Origin of the sequence: Flavobacterium swingsii, assembly GCF_900111965.1 — a bacterium.
Taxonomy (GTDB): domain Bacteria; phylum Bacteroidota; class Bacteroidia; order Flavobacteriales; family Flavobacteriaceae; genus Flavobacterium; species Flavobacterium swingsii.
The window spans coordinates 192,476-211,593 of the sequence record NZ_FOJT01000002.1 but is presented as its reverse complement, the minus strand read 5'-3'; the positions used below and the strand labels follow the sequence as shown (position 1 = coordinate 211,593).

The 19,118-nt window shown below is 31.1% G+C and carries 19 protein-coding genes; 8 read left to right on the top strand and 11 right to left on the bottom strand.

The annotated features are described in order from the left end of the window. Positions 1–74 precede the first annotated feature (74 nt). A complete protein-coding gene (locus tag BM053_RS03750; protein ID WP_091474183.1) occupies positions 75–1,685 on the bottom strand; it encodes a CTP synthase in 1,611 nt (536 codons plus the stop codon). A gap of 179 nt (positions 1,686–1,864) precedes the next feature. On the opposite strand from BM053_RS03750, the gene BM053_RS03745 reads away from it, so the two are divergent. Then, the gene (locus BM053_RS03745; RefSeq protein WP_091474181.1) at positions 1,865–2,185 is read left to right on the top strand and encodes a magnetosome magnetite crystal formation protein family; all 321 of its coding nucleotides are present in this window, start codon (positions 1,865–1,867) and stop codon (positions 2,183–2,185) included. Positions 2,186–2,238: 53 nt separating this feature from the next. On the opposite strand, the gene BM053_RS03740 is transcribed toward BM053_RS03745, so the two are convergent. From BM053_RS03740 to guaA, 5 genes are all read right to left on the bottom strand, one after another. Next, on the bottom strand, positions 2,239–2,469 hold the full coding sequence (locus BM053_RS03740) for a DUF3820 family protein (protein ID WP_011964002.1): 231 nt from the start codon (positions 2,467–2,469) through the stop codon (positions 2,239–2,241). A gap of 81 nt (positions 2,470–2,550) precedes the next feature. Continuing rightward, a complete protein-coding gene (locus BM053_RS03735; RefSeq protein WP_091474180.1) occupies positions 2,551–2,952 on the bottom strand; it encodes an OsmC family protein in 402 nt (133 codons plus the stop codon). Next, entirely contained in the window at positions 2,952–4,868 is a 1,917-nt protein-coding gene (locus BM053_RS03730; RefSeq protein WP_091474155.1) for a PBP1 and LysM peptidoglycan-binding domain-containing protein, read from the bottom strand. Before BM053_RS03730 ends, BM053_RS03735 begins: the two co-directional genes overlap by 1 nt. Before the next feature lie 44 nt (positions 4,869–4,912). Beyond that, positions 4,913–6,616, bottom strand: coding sequence for a LysM peptidoglycan-binding domain-containing protein (locus BM053_RS03725; protein WP_091474153.1), 1,704 nt, complete (start codon positions 6,614–6,616; stop codon positions 4,913–4,915). Between the two features lie 244 nt (positions 6,617–6,860). Then, a complete protein-coding gene (guaA, locus tag BM053_RS03720; protein ID WP_091474151.1) occupies positions 6,861–8,390 on the bottom strand; it encodes a glutamine-hydrolyzing GMP synthase in 1,530 nt (509 codons plus the stop codon). A 100-nt stretch (positions 8,391–8,490) separates the two neighbouring features. Here guaA and BM053_RS03715 point away from each other — a divergent pair, with 100 nt between their 5' ends. After that, positions 8,491–9,012: a hypothetical protein gene (locus BM053_RS03715; protein ID WP_091474149.1), complete on the top strand. Its 522-nt coding sequence runs from the start codon at positions 8,491–8,493 to the stop codon at positions 9,010–9,012. 92 nt (positions 9,013–9,104) lie between these two features. Here BM053_RS03715 and BM053_RS03710 read toward each other — a convergent pair whose 3' ends face one another. Beyond that, a complete protein-coding gene (locus tag BM053_RS03710) occupies positions 9,105–9,806 on the bottom strand; it encodes a gasdermin (RefSeq protein ID WP_091474147.1) in 702 nt (233 codons plus the stop codon). Between the two features lie 138 nt (positions 9,807–9,944). Between BM053_RS03710 and BM053_RS03705 the strand changes: the two genes are divergently transcribed. From BM053_RS03705 to BM053_RS03690, 4 genes are read left to right on the top strand one after another with little or no spacing between them, the layout of a single operon-like run. Next, on the top strand, positions 9,945–10,955 hold the full coding sequence (locus BM053_RS03705) for a DHH family phosphoesterase (RefSeq protein ID WP_091474145.1): 1,011 nt from the start codon (positions 9,945–9,947) through the stop codon (positions 10,953–10,955). A 7-nt stretch (positions 10,956–10,962) separates the two neighbouring features. Next, positions 10,963–11,529 carry a gliding motility-associated peptidyl-prolyl isomerase GldI gene (gene gldI / locus BM053_RS03700; RefSeq protein WP_091474143.1) on the top strand — a complete coding sequence of 189 codons (567 nt, stop codon included), beginning with the start codon at positions 10,963–10,965 and terminating at the stop codon, positions 11,527–11,529. Positions 11,530–11,555: 26 nt separating this feature from the next. Beyond that, on the top strand, positions 11,556–12,650 hold the full coding sequence (locus tag BM053_RS03695; RefSeq protein WP_091474141.1) for a peptidylprolyl isomerase: 1,095 nt from the start codon (positions 11,556–11,558) through the stop codon (positions 12,648–12,650). Positions 12,651–12,670: 20 nt separating this feature from the next. Continuing rightward, entirely contained in the window at positions 12,671–13,723 is a 1,053-nt protein-coding gene (locus BM053_RS03690) for a BamJ family beta-barrel-assembly machinery protein (RefSeq protein WP_091474139.1), read from the top strand. A gap of 78 nt (positions 13,724–13,801) precedes the next feature. Here the strand turns inward: BM053_RS03690 and BM053_RS03685 are convergent, their stop codons facing one another. From BM053_RS03685 to BM053_RS03670, 4 genes are all read right to left on the bottom strand, one after another. After that, complete coding sequence (locus BM053_RS03685) at positions 13,802–14,239, bottom strand: hypothetical protein (protein WP_091474137.1); 438 nt, start codon at positions 14,237–14,239, stop codon at positions 13,802–13,804. A 91-nt stretch (positions 14,240–14,330) separates the two neighbouring features. Next, entirely contained in the window at positions 14,331–16,571 is a 2,241-nt protein-coding gene (locus BM053_RS03680) for a M1 family metallopeptidase (protein WP_091474135.1), read from the bottom strand. A gap of 120 nt (positions 16,572–16,691) precedes the next feature. Further along, a complete protein-coding gene (locus tag BM053_RS03675) occupies positions 16,692–16,973 on the bottom strand; it encodes a hypothetical protein (RefSeq protein WP_091474133.1) in 282 nt (93 codons plus the stop codon). 129 nt (positions 16,974–17,102) lie between these two features. Beyond that, positions 17,103–17,624, bottom strand: a complete 522-nt coding sequence (locus BM053_RS03670) for a hypothetical protein (RefSeq protein WP_091474749.1) — start codon at positions 17,622–17,624, stop codon at positions 17,103–17,105. A 344-nt stretch (positions 17,625–17,968) separates the two neighbouring features. On the opposite strand from BM053_RS03670, the gene BM053_RS03665 reads away from it, so the two are divergent. Continuing rightward, a complete protein-coding gene (locus BM053_RS03665) occupies positions 17,969–18,514 on the top strand; it encodes a GNAT family N-acetyltransferase (protein WP_394332540.1) in 546 nt (181 codons plus the stop codon). A 49-nt stretch (positions 18,515–18,563) separates the two neighbouring features. Continuing rightward, the gene (locus BM053_RS03660) at positions 18,564–19,073 is read left to right on the top strand and encodes a hypothetical protein (protein WP_091474128.1); all 510 of its coding nucleotides are present in this window, start codon (positions 18,564–18,566) and stop codon (positions 19,071–19,073) included. Positions 19,074–19,118: the final 45 nt, after the last annotated feature.

Below are 19,118 nucleotides of genomic sequence, written 5' to 3'. Positions count from 1 at the left end.
AGCATTAGGCTTCAAGCGGTAAGCTTATATTAGTCTATATATTTTTATTTTGTTACCAAAATAAATACTCTTAATTAATTTTTATGTTTTACTGCCGCCGCCACAAAACTAACAAATAATGGATGCGGAGCCAACACCGTACTTTTGTATTCTGGGTGGTACTGAACACCTATAAAAAACGGATGATTTTCCAATTCTATAACCTCAACCAAACCAGTTTCCGGATTTATTCCAGAAGTGACTAATCCTGCTTTTTGTAATACTTCTAAATACTCACCATTAAACTCATAACGATGACGATGACGTTCTAAAATATCCGATTTTCCGTATATTTTATGTGCCAACGTATTTTCCGTTAAATGACATTTCCAAGCACCCAAACGCATGGTTCCGCCTTTGTCAGTTATTGTTTTTTGTTCTTCCATCAGGTTTATAACTGGATGTGAAGTATTTTCATTCATTTCGGTCGAATTTGCATCGGCGTAACCCAAAACATTTCGAGAATATTCTATAACTGCCATTTGCATTCCTAAACAAATTCCTAAAAACGGAATATTATTTTCTCTTGCATAACGAACGGTTTCTATTTTCCCTTCTATTCCGCGACCGCCAAATCCTGGTGCAACTAGTATGCCATCTAATCCTTTTAGTTGATTTTCTGCCGTTTTGGCATCTAAATATTCTGAATGGATAGAAATTACATTTACTTTCGTCTCGTTTGTGGCTCCTGCATGAATAAATGCTTCAAGAATTGACTTATAAGAATCTTGCAACTCAACATATTTACCAACCAAACCAATGTTTACTTCATGTTTCGGATTTTTGTGCTTTTGCAAAAACTCATTCCATAGTTTTAAATCTGGAGTCGATTTTTCTGGCAAATCTAATTTTTTCAATGCTACTTTATCCAATCCTTCTTCAAGCATCAAATTCGGGACATCATATATGGTTGAAGCATCGATAGATTGAATTACTGCTTCTCTTTTTACATTACAAAATAAAGCTAGTTTGTGACGCAAATCTTCCGATAGTTCATATTCGGTTCTGCAAACTAAGATGTCAGCTTTTATACCGCTTTCCATCAATGTTTTTACAGAATGTTGTGTTGGTTTTGTTTTTAATTCTCCTGCTGCTGCCAAATATGGGACTAAAGTTAGATGAATTACAATTCCATTATTTTCACCTAATTCCCAAACTAATTGACGCACCGATTCGATATATGGTAATGATTCGATATCTCCTACTGTTCCTCCAATTTCGGTAATTACAATATCGTAATCGCCTGATTTTCCAAGCAATTGCATACGTTCCTTAATCTCATTGGTAATATGAGGTACAACCTGAACAGTTTTTCCCAAAAATTCTCCACGACGTTCTTTTTCAATCACCGAAAGGTAAATCCTTCCTGTGGTTACGTTGTTTGCTTGAGATGTTGGTACATTCAAAAAACGCTCATAGTGACCTAAATCTAAATCAGTTTCAGCACCATCATTAGTAACATAACATTCGCCATGTTCATAAGGGTTTAGTGTTCCCGGATCGACATTTATATAAGGGTCAAATTTTTGGATTGTCGTTCTGTAACCTCTTGCCTGTAATAATTTCGCTAAAGAAGCGGCAATAATTCCTTTTCCTAATGAAGAAGTAACTCCGCCTGTAACAAAAATATATTTCGTTTGATTCATTGTGTTGTGTTGTTGTAGTTGTGTAAAAAACGTGGCAAAAGTACAATTATTAATTGATAATTAATAATGGATAATTGACAATTAACCGTTAAATTTTGATGCTTTTTTTGGTATTAAATTACAAATCATAAATATATTTTTTTATATTTGAGTAACTAACAAACCAAAAAACAGATATTATGAGTAAAAAAACAATTTCAATTATTAGCTACATTACCATTATAGGTTGGATAATTGCTTTTCTAGTTTACAATAATGAAACAGAAAAATCATCATTAGCAAAATTTCATTTGAAACAATCTTTAGGATTGGGAATTTTAGGGTTTCTGAGTGAAATCTTGTCTTATATAGTTCCTTCTTTAGATTTAGGGTTAACTATTTTAAGCTTCGGATTACTTATTCTTTGGATAATTGGTATTGTAAATGCTGTAAATGAAGAAGAAAAACCAGTTCCTTTAGTTGGAAATTTGTTCGTAGATAAATTCGATTTTATCAAGTAATTCTTGTTTTTCTAAATATAAAAATCCTGTCTAAAAATAAGACAGGATTTTTTTTATGGTTTTGGGTATTTCTTTTTTATGTTTCTAATTAATTCTTCGAGTCCGTTTAGTTTGAGCTCATATATTAGTTTGAGTTGTTCTCCTAATTCTCCTTTGGGAAATCCTTTGTTACTATACCAAACAATATAATATTCTGGAATATCTATAAGAAAATAGCCTTCGTATTTGCCGAAAGGCATTTTTGTATGCGCTAATTTGATGAGTTGTTTTTGATTTTGATCCAAGTATTTTTATTTAACCACGAAGAACACAAAGTTTTTCACGAAGTTCACAAAGTTTTATTTAGTTACAAAGTTCACAAAAAACTACTGCCAATTTATAGTAATATCTTTTTCAATATCTGGATTAAGGCTTAACAAAACTGGACAATTCATTGCTGTTCTCTCAAGAATAGTTTTTGTTTTCTCGTCAGCAGCAATCGACATATTCATGATAATTTCTATTCTGGAAATTTTTCTTGGTTCGGCTTGCATAATTTTAGTTACTTCGATAGTAGTTCCTATTAAATCTACGTTCAAATCTCTTGCTTTTATTGCCATTATAGTCATCATACAACTTCCTGTAGCATTTGCAACTAAATCGGTTGGCGAGAATGCTTCGCCTTTCCCGTTATTGTCTATTGGTGCGTCCGAAAGGATTTCGGTTCCTGATTGTAAGTGAATAGATGAAGTTCTTAAATCGCCTAAATATGTTATTTTTGATGTCATTATTTTGCTTCTTTTATGGTTAAATCTGTATCATAATATAAGATATAAACGCCTTTGTTTGTATATCCTCCGTCGGGATTTTGTTTGTAATAAAACCTGTTTTCAACTTGTTCGGTGGCAGTTTCATTTAGTGTTTCAGTAATATTTTTTTCTTGAGTCAAACGCAATAAAACATCAAAAGTCACATCGAAACCACGCGTAGCAAACTGATTGGGTACTATTTTATTTTTTCTTTTAAAACTATTCTCGAAAATATTTGCTTCGTCCGATTCGTTAACACGAGTAAGCGAAGGATAATGCATTTTTAATTTCGTAAGTCGAGTCATCGCAATTTCTTCATAATCTAAAGCGTCGTTTTCTCCTAAAATCACTAATTTGATGTCATAATTGGGTAATAAGCTCGCTAAAGTATTGGTTATACTCAAAATAAGATTTGTTTTTTCGGTTTCCATGATGACAAAATTTGTTTTGTCTTTGACCAACATTGATTTCAAATTTTCGATATCTAAACTTCCTTTTTCGGTAAATTGTGCAAAAAGAACGTCTTTATGATTTTCTGAAATATACTGTTTTACCGATGCTTTTTTAGGATCTACAATAGCAATCATGTTGCCATTTTTTGCTCTCATAAAATCGAATATAGCATTTTTTATATCATCAACAGATGGTGTTGCTTGCACTAAATTTGGAAATTTCTTATCATAATCTTTAGACAATGGCGAAAAAACTGGAACATTACTAGCACTTAATAAACTGGCTGTTTTTTCGACATTATTTTGGTAAAATGGACCTATAATTGCATCAAAAATTTTTAAGTTATTTTCTTGAACTAAACTCGTTACATTAGATGTCGATTTGGTTTCGTTAGAATCTAAAATAGTCACATCGACATTCAAACCCATTTTTCGAACAGAATCGATGGCTACCAAAGCACCCGCATAAAAATCGAGTGTCATATTCAGAAATTTATCTTTTTTAAGACGCGCTTTGGTTGAGTTGATTGTATCTTGGTCTAATTTAGTCAGATTGAAAGGAAGTAGTAATGCTAACTTTTTGTTCGTTCCTTTTTGAATGCTTTTCGTCAAATCTTTGTATTCTTTTTTCATTGCCAAAACCGATGATTTCATAGGAACTTTGATACTCATTCCTTCTATAACTCCATCTTTCAATTCTGGATTTAATGCTAATAATTCTTCCTGAGTTACTTCAAATTGATTCGAAATACTGTATAAAGTTTCTTTGGCTTTTATAACATACAAACTCTCTGAAGGCTTTGGTGTTGGTACATTAACAATTATTGGTTTTGGGGCAACATTTATTTTTTCACCATTTATTAATAATTTAAAACCTATTGGTAATTCGATATTTACAATTTCAGGATTTAGTTTTTCCAGTTGTTCGATTGTAATTTCGTATTGTTTAGCAATTGCATATTTAGTTTCTTTGGCTTTTACTTCGTGGTAAACTGCAGTTTTGGGATTGTTTGGCTTCGGTTTTTCGACAGGAATCGATTTTCCTTTTGCTGGAATCATTAAAACCATACCAATTTTAACACCTTCTTTTAGTGTTTCAACGTTTGCTTTTTCGATGTCAGAAATAGAAACATTGTACAATTTAGACAAACTATACAGAGTTTCTTTGGCTAAAACAGTGTGCTTTTTTGTGGTAGAATTTGAAGGGATTTCAACTTTTACTTTAGCTTTATTGGGGATAATTAAAATGGTGTTTTCTTCAACTCCTTTTTGTGCATCAGGATTTAGTTTGTATATATCTGAAGGCGTAACGCTATATTTTATTGAGATTTGAGCTATTGTTTCTCCTTTTTGAACTTTGTGTTTTATTAAATTGGTCGATTGTGCTAATGCAAGATTAGTGCTCAAAAACAAAAAGCAAACGATATATATAAGGTATTTCATTATGTAGGTTTGTATAGTATTATAACTAAAATTTGAGTGTTTTATTATTCTTTTTCAATTTGAACAATAAACATATTTTTATAAAGTGAATTTTCTTTCTTTACATTATATTCGAAAAGTGCTTCGTTTGCATTTTTGAATTTCTTTGTAAAAACATAATAAGAAAAAACATTAACATTATAGAAAAATCCTGTGTTTATCTCGCCAGAATCAGTAAGTTTTCTTGCAAAAATATCTCTTAGTTCGGCTTCTGTAAAAGTATCTACAATAATATAAAAACCGTCTTCTACCTCGTTTAAATTTCTTAAAACTTCAATTTTCACGGCTTTTTCTTCGTTATAATCTTTGTTATTTAGCGCTTTTTTAATTTGTTCGGCGGTTGGTTTATTTTCAGTTGAAGCTAAATCTTTATTAGTTTCCAAAGCTTTCTTTTGGTATCTTTTTAATTTTACTTGCGCTAATTTGTCGTCATAATCTCTGGCTTCCGAGCTGTAAAAAGTAGCTTTAGAGATTCTACGTTTCAGCTCTACATTTTTCTGAACTCCAAGTGAATCTATTTTTGTAAATAATTGTTTGTTTCGTTTTTCGTTTGCTTCTTGTTTGGTTTGAATGTTTTTAATTACTTCAAGTAATTCCGCATCTTCCGAAGTATTATTTTTTATTTTCTGATTTTCATTTACTTTTTTCTTGTATTCGTGGTTTTCTGCCAAAGTAATTCGCTGTACTTTAGTCATTAAACCTGTATAAATTTTTCGATTATCGGCCAAATCTCTTTTCAATTCGAGAATCATTCCATTTGTTTCACCCATGTTTTTATAAGAATCTTTTTCTAAACTTTTCGATTCTTGTAAATCATCAATATCTTTATTTTTCAGGGTTTCAAGGTCATCGCTCATTGTTACTACAAGAGAATCTAGTTTTGAAATTAAAATTTCTTGAATGTTTTTATTGGCTTCCAATACCAATTTTAGTTTTTTTGCCGAGCCGCCTTTGGTTTCGTCTATTTCATTCAAATTTACTTTTAATGAATTTACTTTTAAAACCTTCTGATTCATTTGTTTCTGAACCGTTAGTTTGTCTTGCAAATCTTCAATTTCGGTAGTTTTTGCTTTATTTTTTTCGATGGCAGCTTGTTTTTCAGCCAATGCAATCATGAGTTCTTCGTTGTCGCTGTTGGGTTTTATTTGTTTTACATTGATAGCCAATTTATTGCCTTCAACCAATCCGTTTATAATTTCTGGATTTTGAGTTTCTAGTTGTTCGATAGAAATTCCGTACTTTTTTGCAATAGAATATTTTGTCTCTTTTGGTAACACAACATGAAAAACGGTTTCTGCATTTATAATTCTTGCCTGACCATTTAATGTTTTCTTTTTATTGGGAATTGCAATACTTTCTCCAATTTGTAATCCATCTTTTAAAGCTTCTGTGTTAGAATTATCTAAATCCTGCACCGAAACATTGTATAAACGGGCAATACTAAATAATGTTTCTTTGGGCTGAACTTGGTGTGTGTTTTTCGAATCGTGTAAAACAGCAGGTTTATTAGGTACAATTAGAACCTGATTTTCTTGAATCCCATTTTCGGTTCCAGGGTTTATTTTATAAATATCTGAAGGCGTAATATTGTAAGTTTTTGCAATTTGAAAAATATTTTCGCCTTTTGCCACTTTATGAGTAAGGGTTTTTTCTTGTTGAGCAAAGACAAAATTCGAGATACACAAAAACAATAATACTAAATACTTCATAAGGTAAATTTGTTTAAAAAAATAAGTCATTACAAAGTTATCTAATGTAATGACTTATCATAATTTATTTTAACATTTTTGATTATCGAATTCTTTTTTTACCGCAGATTACTTCGTCAATTCGCTTCGCTCGGGTTACAGATTTTAAAAATAAAAAAAATCACCAAGATTCTCAAAGGTTACACAGAGATACACGAAGAAATTTTAAAAAATCCGTGAGTATCCGCAACATCCGCGTGCCTATTTATTCCCACTCGATAGTTGCTGGTGGTTTCGAACTTATGTCATACACAACTCTATTTACACCTTTTACTTTATTAATAATATCGTTAGAGATTTTCATCAAAAATTCATACGGAAGATGTACCCAATCTGCAGTCATACCATCGGTAGATTCTACGGCTCTTAAAGCAACTACTTTTTCGTAAGTACGCTCGTCGCCCATAACACCAACGCTATTTACAGGAAGTAAAATCGCGCCTGCTTGCCAAACTTTGTCGTACAATCCGTGTTCTTTAAGTCCGTTGATGAAAACGGCATCAACATCTTGCAAAATCTGAACTTTTTCAGGAGTAATATCTCCCAAAATACGAATAGACAATCCTGGTCCAGGAAAAGGATGTCTTCCTAATAATTCGGGATCAATTCCTAACGTTGCTCCTACTCTACGCACTTCGTCTTTAAACAACATTCTAAGTGGTTCAACAATTTTTAATTTCATATAATCCGGCAAACCACCTACATTGTGATGCGATTTGATAGTTGCCGATGGTCCTTTTACCGAAACTGATTCGATTACGTCAGGATATATTGTGCCTTGTGCTAACCAAGTAACATTCTCAATTTTATGTGATTCATCATCAAAAACTTCGATAAAAGCATTACCAATAGCTTTTCTTTTTAATTCTGGATCAACAAGCCCAGCTAAGGCATCATAAAAACGTTGAGAAGCATCTACTCCTTTCACATTAAGTCCCATTCCTTCATATTGATCTAAAACACTTTGGAATTCATTTTTTCTCAACAATCCGTTATTTACAAAAATACAATATAGGTTTTTACCAATAGCCTTATGTAATAAAACCGCTGCTACTGTCGAATCTACACCACCAGAAAGTCCTAAAACCACTTTATCATCTTTTAGTTTTTCTTTTAGTTCGGCTACCATTTCTTCAACAAAAGCATTTGGTGTAAAGTTTTGAGGAACTTCGGCAATTTTCACCAAAAAGTTCTCTAACATTTGCTTTCCATCGGTCGAATGAAATACTTCCGGATGGTATTGTATGGCGTAGGTTGTTTCTCCTTCAATCTTGTAAGCAGCATTTTCTACATCTTGTGTACTGGCTAATTTAACTCCGTTTGTAGGTAATTTTTTTATCGAATCACTATGTGACATCCAAACTTGTGAGTTTAGATTTACGTTGTCAAAGAAAGTTTCGTTCTCCTTAATATAAGCTAAATTTGCACGACCATATTCGCGAGTGTTCGAGGCAGCTACTTCTCCACCAGAAAAATGGGCTAAATATTGTGCACCGTAACAAACAGCTAACAATGGTAATTTGCCACGAATTTCTGATAGATCTGGATGCAAAGCATCTTCTGAACGAACAGAAAATGGGCTTCCACCAAGAATTACGGCTTTATAAATAGATAAATCGGTAGGGATTTTATCGAAAGGGAAAATTTCGCAGAATATATTTAATTCGCGAACTCTGCGGGCAATCAATTGCGTGTATTGTGACCCGAAATCTAAAATTAGTACGTTGTGTTGCATGCGCAAAAATACTTTTAAAATTTTAAATTCTAAAATATAATTTACAATTTATAGAAGCTAATTAATACATTTGTGAAACATCTATATTAAGGGAAATAACATGAAGACAAAAATATTTTTAGCAATTATTATTACATCACTTATCTCGTGTAATAAAATAGATGAATTATTAACATTTAGCGTGACTAATCAGGCTTCTTTTACTGTAAATAGTGGATTTCTTGTTAATTCTCCTTTAGAAATTCCAACTCCAGATGTCACTACAAACTCATCATCAAACTTTAGTAATAACAATACCAGAGCCGATTTAGTAAAAGACGTAAAATTGCAAGAACTGAAACTTACTATTACAAATCCTACTGATAAAACATTTAGTTTTCTTAAATCGGTACACATTTATATCTCTACAAATGCAAATGATGAAGTTGAATTGGCTTATGCAGACAATATTGTTTCGACAGCCAATACTATAAATTTAACTTGTACTTCGCAAAGATTAGATGCATATCTTAAAGCATCTAGCTATAAATTACGAACTAAAGTAACAACTAAAGAAACAGTAAATCAAGATGTTACCATAAAGGCTGATATGAGATTTAGCGTAGTTGCTGATCCGCTATAATTATTGATTTTATTTGATTTTTTATAATATCATTAGTAACAACAATTTCTTAACTGAAGCACTTTATTATAAAAGTATCGTAAAAAAATAGCTTAAAAAAGATTTCTGCTGTCCGAAATTAAACTTAATTTTTTGAATGTACTTCTGTCAAAATCAATTCTACTGGCTTTAATGGCAATTGGAAAATAATTATTTTCGCTGGAAACCATTTTCAATTTATTATTGTTTTTAGTCGAAAAATCTAATTTTCCATCAGCAATTTGATTTAAAGTTGTAATTAAATTGGCATTTAATGAAAAATCAGTTTCAATATCCACTACTAAACTTTTAGCAAAAACGACTCCCGTAATAAGGATAATGTTATTTTGGTTGGCATTTTTTAGAAGAGAAGGATTGGCGTGAATAAAATCGGCGGAAAATAAATATTCTTCAAGATTACCTACCGCATATTCTTTTGTAATTGAATTGTCATAGCTAATAGTAACCAATTTTCCAGAAGTTATTTTTGATGATAATTCGAATGCACCTAATCCAAGTGATGCTAAAATTTCTTCTAAAAGTGTAATTCCAATATTAAATTCATAATCATTTTTGTGATTGGAATTAATACTTAATGCTGGATTTTCGATTTCAGTTAAAACAGCTTCACTTTTAAAAGCATGATTAATATTAGCATAATACAATTCGGCTTCGCTAAAAGTTTTTTTCAACCACAATTGCAATGGTTTCTGATTTCTAATTGGGCCTTCTATTAAATCATAACCTTGATTACTTAAAAAATTTGTTAGTTTCATTATGCTGTTTTTTATGCTAATCTGTAAAATTAAGTAGCACAAATGTAAGATTTAATTCACATATCGTCTTTATTGTCAACTTTAAAATTATGATAATTTTAAGTATTTAAATTAAATGAAAATCTGTATTTTCGCAACATGATGACAGATACTGAAATTGAAGCAATAAAAACATTATTAGCTTCACCAAAAAAAATAACAATCATTCCGCACAGAAATCCTGATGGCGATGCTATGGGATCTACTCTAGGATTATATCACTTTTTAGTTCAACAAAACCATGAGGTTGTGGTAATGTCGCCTAATGAGTTTCCTGATTTTTTAGCTTGGTTACCAGCTTCAGAAAAAGTATTGGTTTTTGAAAAAGACAAAGAAAACTGTACTAAAATTTTAGACCAATCCGACTTAATTTTTACTTTAGATTTTAATGCGCTGCACAGAACTGGAGATTTGATGCAAGCTACATTAGAAACATTAGACAAAACTTTTGTGATGATAGACCATCATGAGTTTCCAGATTCTTTTGCAAAATATACTTTTTCGGATACAAAATATGGTTCTACTTGCGAGATGGTGTATCATTTTATACATCAATTAAAACAAGAAAAATTCATCAATAAAACCGTTGCAACTTGTATTTATACAGGAATTGTAACCGATACTGGTTCTTTTCGCTTCCCAAAAACAACAAGCACAACACACCGAATGGTTGCCGATTTGATTGATAAAGGTGTCGAAAACAGTGCTATTCACAATCAATTATTTGACAAAAGCTCTTACAGTCGCTTACAATTGTTAGGTCGTGCACTTCAAAACATGAAGTTAATGCCTGATTATAAAACGTCATATATTACACTTTCGCAAGAAGAATTAGATACTTATAATTTTCAGAAAGGCGATACGGAAGGAATTGTAAATTACGGACTTTCTATTGACGGAATCGATTTTACTGCTATCTTTATCGAAAATACTGCCGAAGGAATTGTTAAAATTTCATTCCGCTCGCAAGGGAGTTTTGATGTAAATCAGTTCTCTAGAAATTATTTTGGCGGTGGCGGACACATCAATGCTGCGGGAGGAAAATCGGACAAATCATTGCAAGAAACTATTGCAAATTTTGAAAGAATTGTAAAAGAAATTAAAAAATAAAATTGATATGAAATTATTAAAAATCATAGGTTGTTTACTTCTTGGCATGAATTTAGTTACATGTTGTACAACAAAACAAGAACCAAGAAGACCCGTTTCGCAAGCATCGGGCGAGTTTATGAAACAATCGGTTGAAAGAAATAAAAAACTGAACGAAAATGAAGAAAATATCATTGCCAAAATAATTAAAAAAGATACTGCTGTCAATTATATTGCATCAACAAAAGGATATTGGTATTATTATAATACAAAAAATACCACGGAAACTGCAAAACCTATAAAAGGTGATATTGCTTTTTATGATTATGAAGTAAAAGATATAAATGGGAACATTATTTACAGTCAAGCTGAACTAAAACCACATCAATATGTAGTTGACAAACAGGCGATTATGATGGGTTTACGTGACGGAATTAAATTAATGCAAAAAGGCGAAAAAGTAACGTTTTTGTTTCCATCACACATGGCTTTTGGCTATCATGGCGACAACAAAAAAATAGGAACAAACGAACCTCTAATTTGTACAGTTACCTTAAATGACATTAAACCGTTTTCAAAAACAACTGAAAATTAAAATTAACTAACCATATTTTTTAAACAATGAATAGAATAACAAAATTAGTATTAAGCCTTACAGCATTACTCTTATTTTCATGCAACTCACAACACGATAAGTTGTCAGATGGTCTTTATGCCGAAATAGAAACGGGTAAAGGGAAGATTTTACTACAATTAGAATTCGAAAAAACACCAATAACCGTTGCAAATTTCGTATCACTTGCCGAAGGAACAAACACTTTTGTTAACGAAAAATTTAGTGGAAAACCTTTTTATAACGGATTAAAATTTCATAGAGTAATTGCCGATTTTATGATACAAGGTGGTGATCCAGACGGAAATGGCTCTGGCGGACCAGGTTACAAATTTAAAGACGAGTTTCGTGACGATTTAAAAATGGACAAAGAAGGAATTCTTGCTATGGCAAATGCTGGTCCAGAAACTAACGGAAGTCAATTTTTTATTACACACAAAGAAACCAATTATTTAAATGGTCGTCACACTGTTTTTGGTCATATTATAGAAGGTCAAGATGTTGTAAATAAAATAGCGCAAGATGACGAAATCATTAAAATAGAAATTATCCGAAAAGGAGAAGCTGCCAAAAAGTTTGATGCACCAAAAGTTTTTAAAGACTATTTCGATACCCAACTAGTTGCAAAAAAAGCAGATGATGCCAAATATGCAAAGATAATAACTGATAAAATCGCTTATTTTGCAACTGTTAAAGCCAAAGCTACAAAAACAGAATCAGGATTAATGTACACTATTGTAAATAAAGGTAAAGGTAAAAAACCAGCAGCAGGAACAACGTTCTTTTTTCATTATGCTGGTTATTTTGAAGACGGAAACCTTTTTGACAGCAGTTACGAAAATGTAAATCGCGAATTCGGAAAATTCGATGCGAACAGAGCCGCACAAAACGGATACCAACCATTCCCATTTGTAGCAGGAAAAAAAGATGGTATGATTCCAGGATTTATCGAAGGTCTAGAAAAAATGTCCTTCGGAGATAAAGCAGTTGTGTTTATTCCTTCTAATTTAGGCTACGGAGCTCAAGGAGCAAATGGTGTAATTCCACCAAACACTAACTTGATTTTTGAATTAGAAATGTTAGAAAAAATGCCAAGTAAATAATATAAATATTTAAAAAAAAGATGAAAACAAAATTAAACTTATTATTAGTATTCCTTTTAGTTATCGCAAATGGTTATGCTCAAAAAGGAACAAAAAATGTAGAAGCAAAAACTACAGCAAATGGAATATTTGCAGAATTTGATACCTCAAAAGGGAAAATTGTAGTACAATTAGAATATGTAAAAACGCCAATCACTGTTGCAAATTTTATATCATTAGCAGAAGGAACAAATACTATCGTAAAAGCAGATTTGAAAGGAAAACCATTTTATAACGGATTAAAATTTCATAGAGTAATCAAAGATTTCATGATTCAAGGTGGTGACCCTTTAGGAAATGGTTCTGGAGATCCTGGATACAAATTTAAAGATGAAATTACCGATTTGAAACACACCAAAGGCGGAATATTATCGATGGCAAATTCTGGTCCAGCAACAAACGGAAGTCAGTTTTTTATCACACACAAAGACACACCATGGTTAGACGGGAAACATACCGTTTTTGGTAGTGTTGTTTCTGGAATGGATATAGTAAACAAAATTGCGCAAGACGATGTGATAAACAAAATTACTATTTCTAGAAGTGGAGCTGAAGCCAAAAAATTTGACGCAGCAAAAGTTTTTGCAAATTATTATACAACTAAAGATGCCGAAGCAAAAATTCAAGCTGAAAAAGAAGAAAAAGAAAGAGCTATTGCAAATGAAATTGCATTAAAAGAATTTGCAAACGGACAAACAACCGCAAGCGGATTAAAATATATTGTTTTAAAAGAAGGTACTGGTTTAGCTCCTACACCTGAAAGTAATGTAAAGGTACATTACACTGGAAGTTTTACTAATGGTAAAGTTTTTGACAGTAGTGTTCAACGTGGAGAACCGATAGATTTCGGTTTAAATCAAGTTATAAAAGGTTGGACAGAAGGTCTTCAATTAATGAAAGAAGGTGCTAAATATAAATTTTTCATACCTTATACCTTAGCATACGGAGAACAAGGTTATCCTGGCGCTATACCAGCAAAAAGTGATTTAATTTTTGAAGTAGAATTGATTAAAATAAATGTTGCTACAAAATAATAAAGGATACAAATTCAAATAAAAAAGGGAACAAAATATAAAATTTTGTTCCCTTTTTTTTAATTCCTAAAATTGGTTTTATCCTTTAAATTTCCAATCAAATTCGTCCTTATCATTTATTGTTGCTCCGAGTTCAAACCGAATTACTTCTTTGTATTCGACCTGAAAAATCATCCAATTACTTTCGTTAAAATAATTATCGACCGTGTCAAAATTTTCTATTTCAAGAGATTTGATGCCTTTGTTTGTTATATTTTTCTCAACCTCATCGATTTGTTTTCCTATTATTTGTTCAGAAAACAATTCTAAATCAGGATTTGAACTTATCATATAACCCAATTTCAAATTCTCATCTTCATAAAATGTTAGTCGCAATTTTTTATCATTATATAAAAAAATAACATTACTCTCTTCGTCTTTGTATTGCTTGTCAGGATTACCATAAATAGCTGTAACATCTTTTTGTTTCATGCCAAAAATGAGTTGGTCGATTCCTGTTTTTGGATTTATTTTCATAAATAATATTTTATACAAATGTAATCTTATATTTAAAAACAAAAAAGTAGGTAATCAAATTACCTACTTTTTTTTATAAATAATAAAAGAATTATTTGTCTTTAGTAAACTCGAAATTTTGTCCGCCTATACTTAACTTGAATCCAGTTTTTAACTCGTTATACTGTACTGTTAGTTGAGCTTGTTCGAATGTAAACTTACCGTTTCCAAGGTTTTCTAAAGAAGTAGATGGTTGCCCTTCAGCATTTATAACGATTGTATCGTCATCTTGAGTAACGTTTATCTTAATAGGAATTTGAGTACTTGAGAAATTACCTAAATAAGCATCTAAATTCATTCCTTTTTCAATTCCATTTTTAGCATCAGTCCAAACATTATTTGCTGAATTTGTATCAGGAAAAACGTGATTAGGGTCGATAGTAATACTTTCTAATTCTTCGGTAGAATTGTGTTTGAAAGTCCATGATTTGTTACGTTGCCAAATTTCTACTGGTAATGTTATTCTAGAAGTTGCACCACTTTTGGTTTTAACTTCAATAATAACAGGCATTGGCATTTTTTCTAAATTATCAATAGTGATTAAAGCACCTTGTTTGGCATCATTTTTTACATATTTCACTTTAGTAATTGACTGATCTAGACGCCAGTTATTGATAAACCAACCTCTCCAAAACCAGTTTAAATCTTCTCCTGAAACATTTTCGATAGTTCTAAAAAAGTCGTCTGGAGTTGGGTGTTTAAAAGCCCAACGGGCTACATAAGTTCTGAATGCTTTGTCAAATCTTTCTTTTCCTAAAATTTGCTCACGCAACATGGTTAGTCCTGCTCCTGGTTTTGTATAAGCTAAAAGTCCTAAATTTGCTTCTTTTAGTCCGTCTGGTGCAGAATAAACCGGTTCTGTATCAGGATTTGTAAGCATTCCTGCAGTTTGATGCATATTCATCGCAGGTTGTTTGTATTCACCTTTGTTAAAATCTTCGGCACTTAACGAATTGATAAAAGTATTAAAACCTTCGTCCATCCATGCAAATAAGCGCTCGTTAGAACCTACAATCATAGGAAACCAAATGTGTCCGAATTCGTGATCTGTAACGCCCCATAAATCTAATCCTTTAGATTCCCAACTACAAAAAACGATTCCAGGATACTCCATTCCGCCTTCATTTCCAGCTACATTTGTTGCAGCAGGATAAGGATATTCGTACCAACGTTTAGAATAATTTTCGATTGATGCTTTTGTGTATTCTGTAGATCGTCCCCAAGCATCATTACCATTACTTTCTACTGGATAAGCAGAAATAGCTAACGATTTTTTGCCGCTTGGTAAATTAATTTTTGCAGCATCGATAACAAATGCTGAAGATGAAGCCCAAGACATATCACGGGCATTTTTAATTTTAAATTTCCATGTTAAGGTTTGCTTTCCTGCTGGACGAGAATTAGCATTTGTAACTTCATCGGCAGAACGAATTGCAACGGTTTTGTCGCTCAATTTTGCAGCTGCCCATCTTTTTTGTTGTTCTGCAGTATAAACTTCTGTTGAATTTAGCAATTCTCCCGAGCAAACTACAATGTGATTTGCTGGTGCTGTAATGGCTACATCTAAATCTCCGTATTCTAAATAAAATTCTCCTGCACCTAAATATGGAAGTGAATTCCAACCTTTTACGTCATCATACACACACATTCTAGGATACCATTGTGCAACAGTATATATTTTTCCGTTTTTAGTTTCTAGCACTCCCATTCTGTCTGAACCATAAAAAGGAGAAACAAATGAATAGTCTATTTTAAGTTTTATACTTGCCCCGTTTGCTTTAAGTTCTTGTGGCAAATCTACTTGCATTCTAGTATCTACAATAGTAAATTTCGCATCACTTTCGGTCGATTTTCCGTTTGATGTAGTAATAACTTTTACTGATTTTATTTTGTAACCACCGTCAAAATTTTCTCCTTTAGCTCCATTTCTGCTTCCTTTAACAGGAATAACAGCGTTTCCTCGAGAATCTTTTTTAAAAAGGTTTTGATCTACTTGCATCCAAAGAAACCCTAACTTGTCTGGACTATTGTTTGTATAAGTTACTGTTGCCGATCCTGAGATTTCGTTTTTAGCTTCGTTTAGCGATGCTGTTAGTGAATAATCGGCTCTGTTTTGCCAGTATTTTGAACCTGGCTGACCACTTGCCGAACGAGTTTCGGTAGCATTTTTTGTATAAAAACCAGGTGCAAAAGCGTCGTGATAGTTATAATTTGTTACTTGTTGTGCTGAGATTATATTACTTCCGAAAAATAATGCGGAAATAAATAATCCTTTAATCATGTTTAATTTCATTGTTCATTTTTTTTTGATTGTTAAAATTAGAGTAAGTTTTTACTTTTTTGTTACAAAGAAATGTTAAAAAAAAGACATCAATATGATTGATGCCTCTCTTTACATTATATATTATAGGTTTTAAATAGATTTATAAATTCTATTTATAGGAATTACAACTCCTTTTTTTAGGATAACCCTTTTGTCTGTTACGCCCCAAATAGTGGTTTCGACAACTTTTTTAGAATAATCATCTTCAAAATAAATTTTAATTTTAGAATGCTCTAAATTTCCTAACGAAAGTGCTCTTTCTAAATCGGAATTTCTTTGGTTAATTGCTTCTTTATCTTCTAAGACATCTATTTCAGGAAAGTGAAGGTTTTCGATGGCTTCTTTTTCTATAATTTCAAAATTTGCATTCATAACTTAATTATTATTTTGTTAATGATATGTTCGAGGTTTTATAAAGTTAATGAATTTTATTTAAACAATTACAAAATAAAAAAAAGAGACTACAAAAAATAATCTCTTTTTTTTATAGATGTGTAATATTTATAATCCTGCAATAATATTTCCGTTAGGTTGAACGATTAGTTTTTTTATCTCTTTGTCTTTTTTAATTTTTAAGTTGTATTGTTTTTTAATAATATCTCCATCTTCTTGAGTATATAAAAACTTATCTTTTACTATTGTCCAGCCAGGATATGATTTGAATACTGAGAAAATAACTTGTCTAGGAAGTTTTACATTTGTATAATTCTCTACAACGCTCATTAATTTCCCATTTTCATTATAAGTCGCAGCTAAATAGGCATTTTCAGCTTCCATAACAACTAAATACTCGTTATAACCCTCATAATCTTTACCCAAATCGTACCCAATAAATTTTTCTTGCATTTGTCTTACTTTCTCATCGGGATTTCTATCTGGTAAATATATAGAAAAATCTTTGCCAGCAGTTTTCATTACGATAGCTGGTAATTCATTATATTTTAGTTCTTCGTCTTCTAAACTTTGTGAGTATGATACCGTCGAAAAACATAATAATGCTAAAACACTAAATAATAATTTCATGATTACTTTTTTTTTAGTTAAAATTTGTAAAATGTTTTTGAAATAAAACCACGTAGACATACTAATTTTCTTCCTCTATTATTATTTGGATTTTATTAAAAAATAGTGGTTAAAGTAATTTTTGTGTAGTACTAAACAAAGATAATTTATACTTAAGTTACTGATTGTTAATTATTTCACAATATGAAGTTAAAAAAAAAGTTGAGTTTTAATAGGAAATAAGATTACTAAAAATAACTATATTTAATGATAATTAGAAATTAATCTATTAAACAATCCCTCATTAATAACATTATAAATAGTAATTTTAACACCTATATTTTAATCTAAAATTTTATATTATTATGAGTTCATTTTTACCTTTTAAAGATTTAGAATCCGAAAGATTACTGTTAAGACAAATAACATCGAACGATGTAAACGAAGTTTTTGCCCTTAGAAGTAATCCGGAAACTATGAAATATATTCCCAGACCATTAGTTACCACTACAGATGACGCGATGGATCATATAAAAATGATTCAAGATAAAATAGAGAAAAACGAAGGAATAAATTGGGCAATTACCTTAAAGGATAATCCGAAAATGATAGGAATAATTGGTCATTACAGAATACGATGGGAACATTTTAGATCCGAAATAGGTTATATGTTATTGCCCGAATATCAAGGAAAAGGAATTATTACCGAAGCCATACAACTCATGTTAGATTATGGTTTTAACGAGATGAAAATGCATTCATTAGAAGCCATTATAGATCCTAAAAATACCGCTTCGGCAAAGGTTTTAGAAAAAAATGATTTTGTAAAAGAAGCCCATCTTATACAAAATGAGTTTTATGATGGTAAATTTCTAGATACGGTCATATATTCTATTCTAAATAATTCATAAATACTGGCAAGTATGTCTTAAATAAAAAATTATATTTGCGAACTATTTTATGCTAAACAGAATAAAAAATATTTCCATTTTTGTAGTTGTCACATTCTATGTGTTGCAATTGTGTATTTTATTTTCTGGTGCTTTAATAGAGCGCATTCAAGAAATTAGAACGCAGATTCAGGTTTCTAAAATTCATTTGGCAGAAAAAAAATCGATACCTCTTTCGCAATGGAATTCATCACATGATAAAAAAGAATTTAAAATAAATAATGTTTATTATGATGTCATTTCTTTCGAAATATTATCAGATAAAGTGGTGATTAATGCTGTAAAAGACATACATGAAAATAATTTCCGAATTGTATTAAACAATCTTTTAAACAAAAAAGAAACTCCTCATTCCGGTAAGAAAAAAAATTATAAAGCTTACCATTTTATCACAACGCTAAACAATAATGATTATAATATTGAAAGTGATTTCAAATTACTATCAATAAAATCAAATTTTTATACTCCAAATGGAGATGTAAATAAAATATCCTTGACTGTATACAGACCTCCTTGTTAATTAATTGTTTGTTATAAAATATTAGAAATCCGTTTGGCATAATTA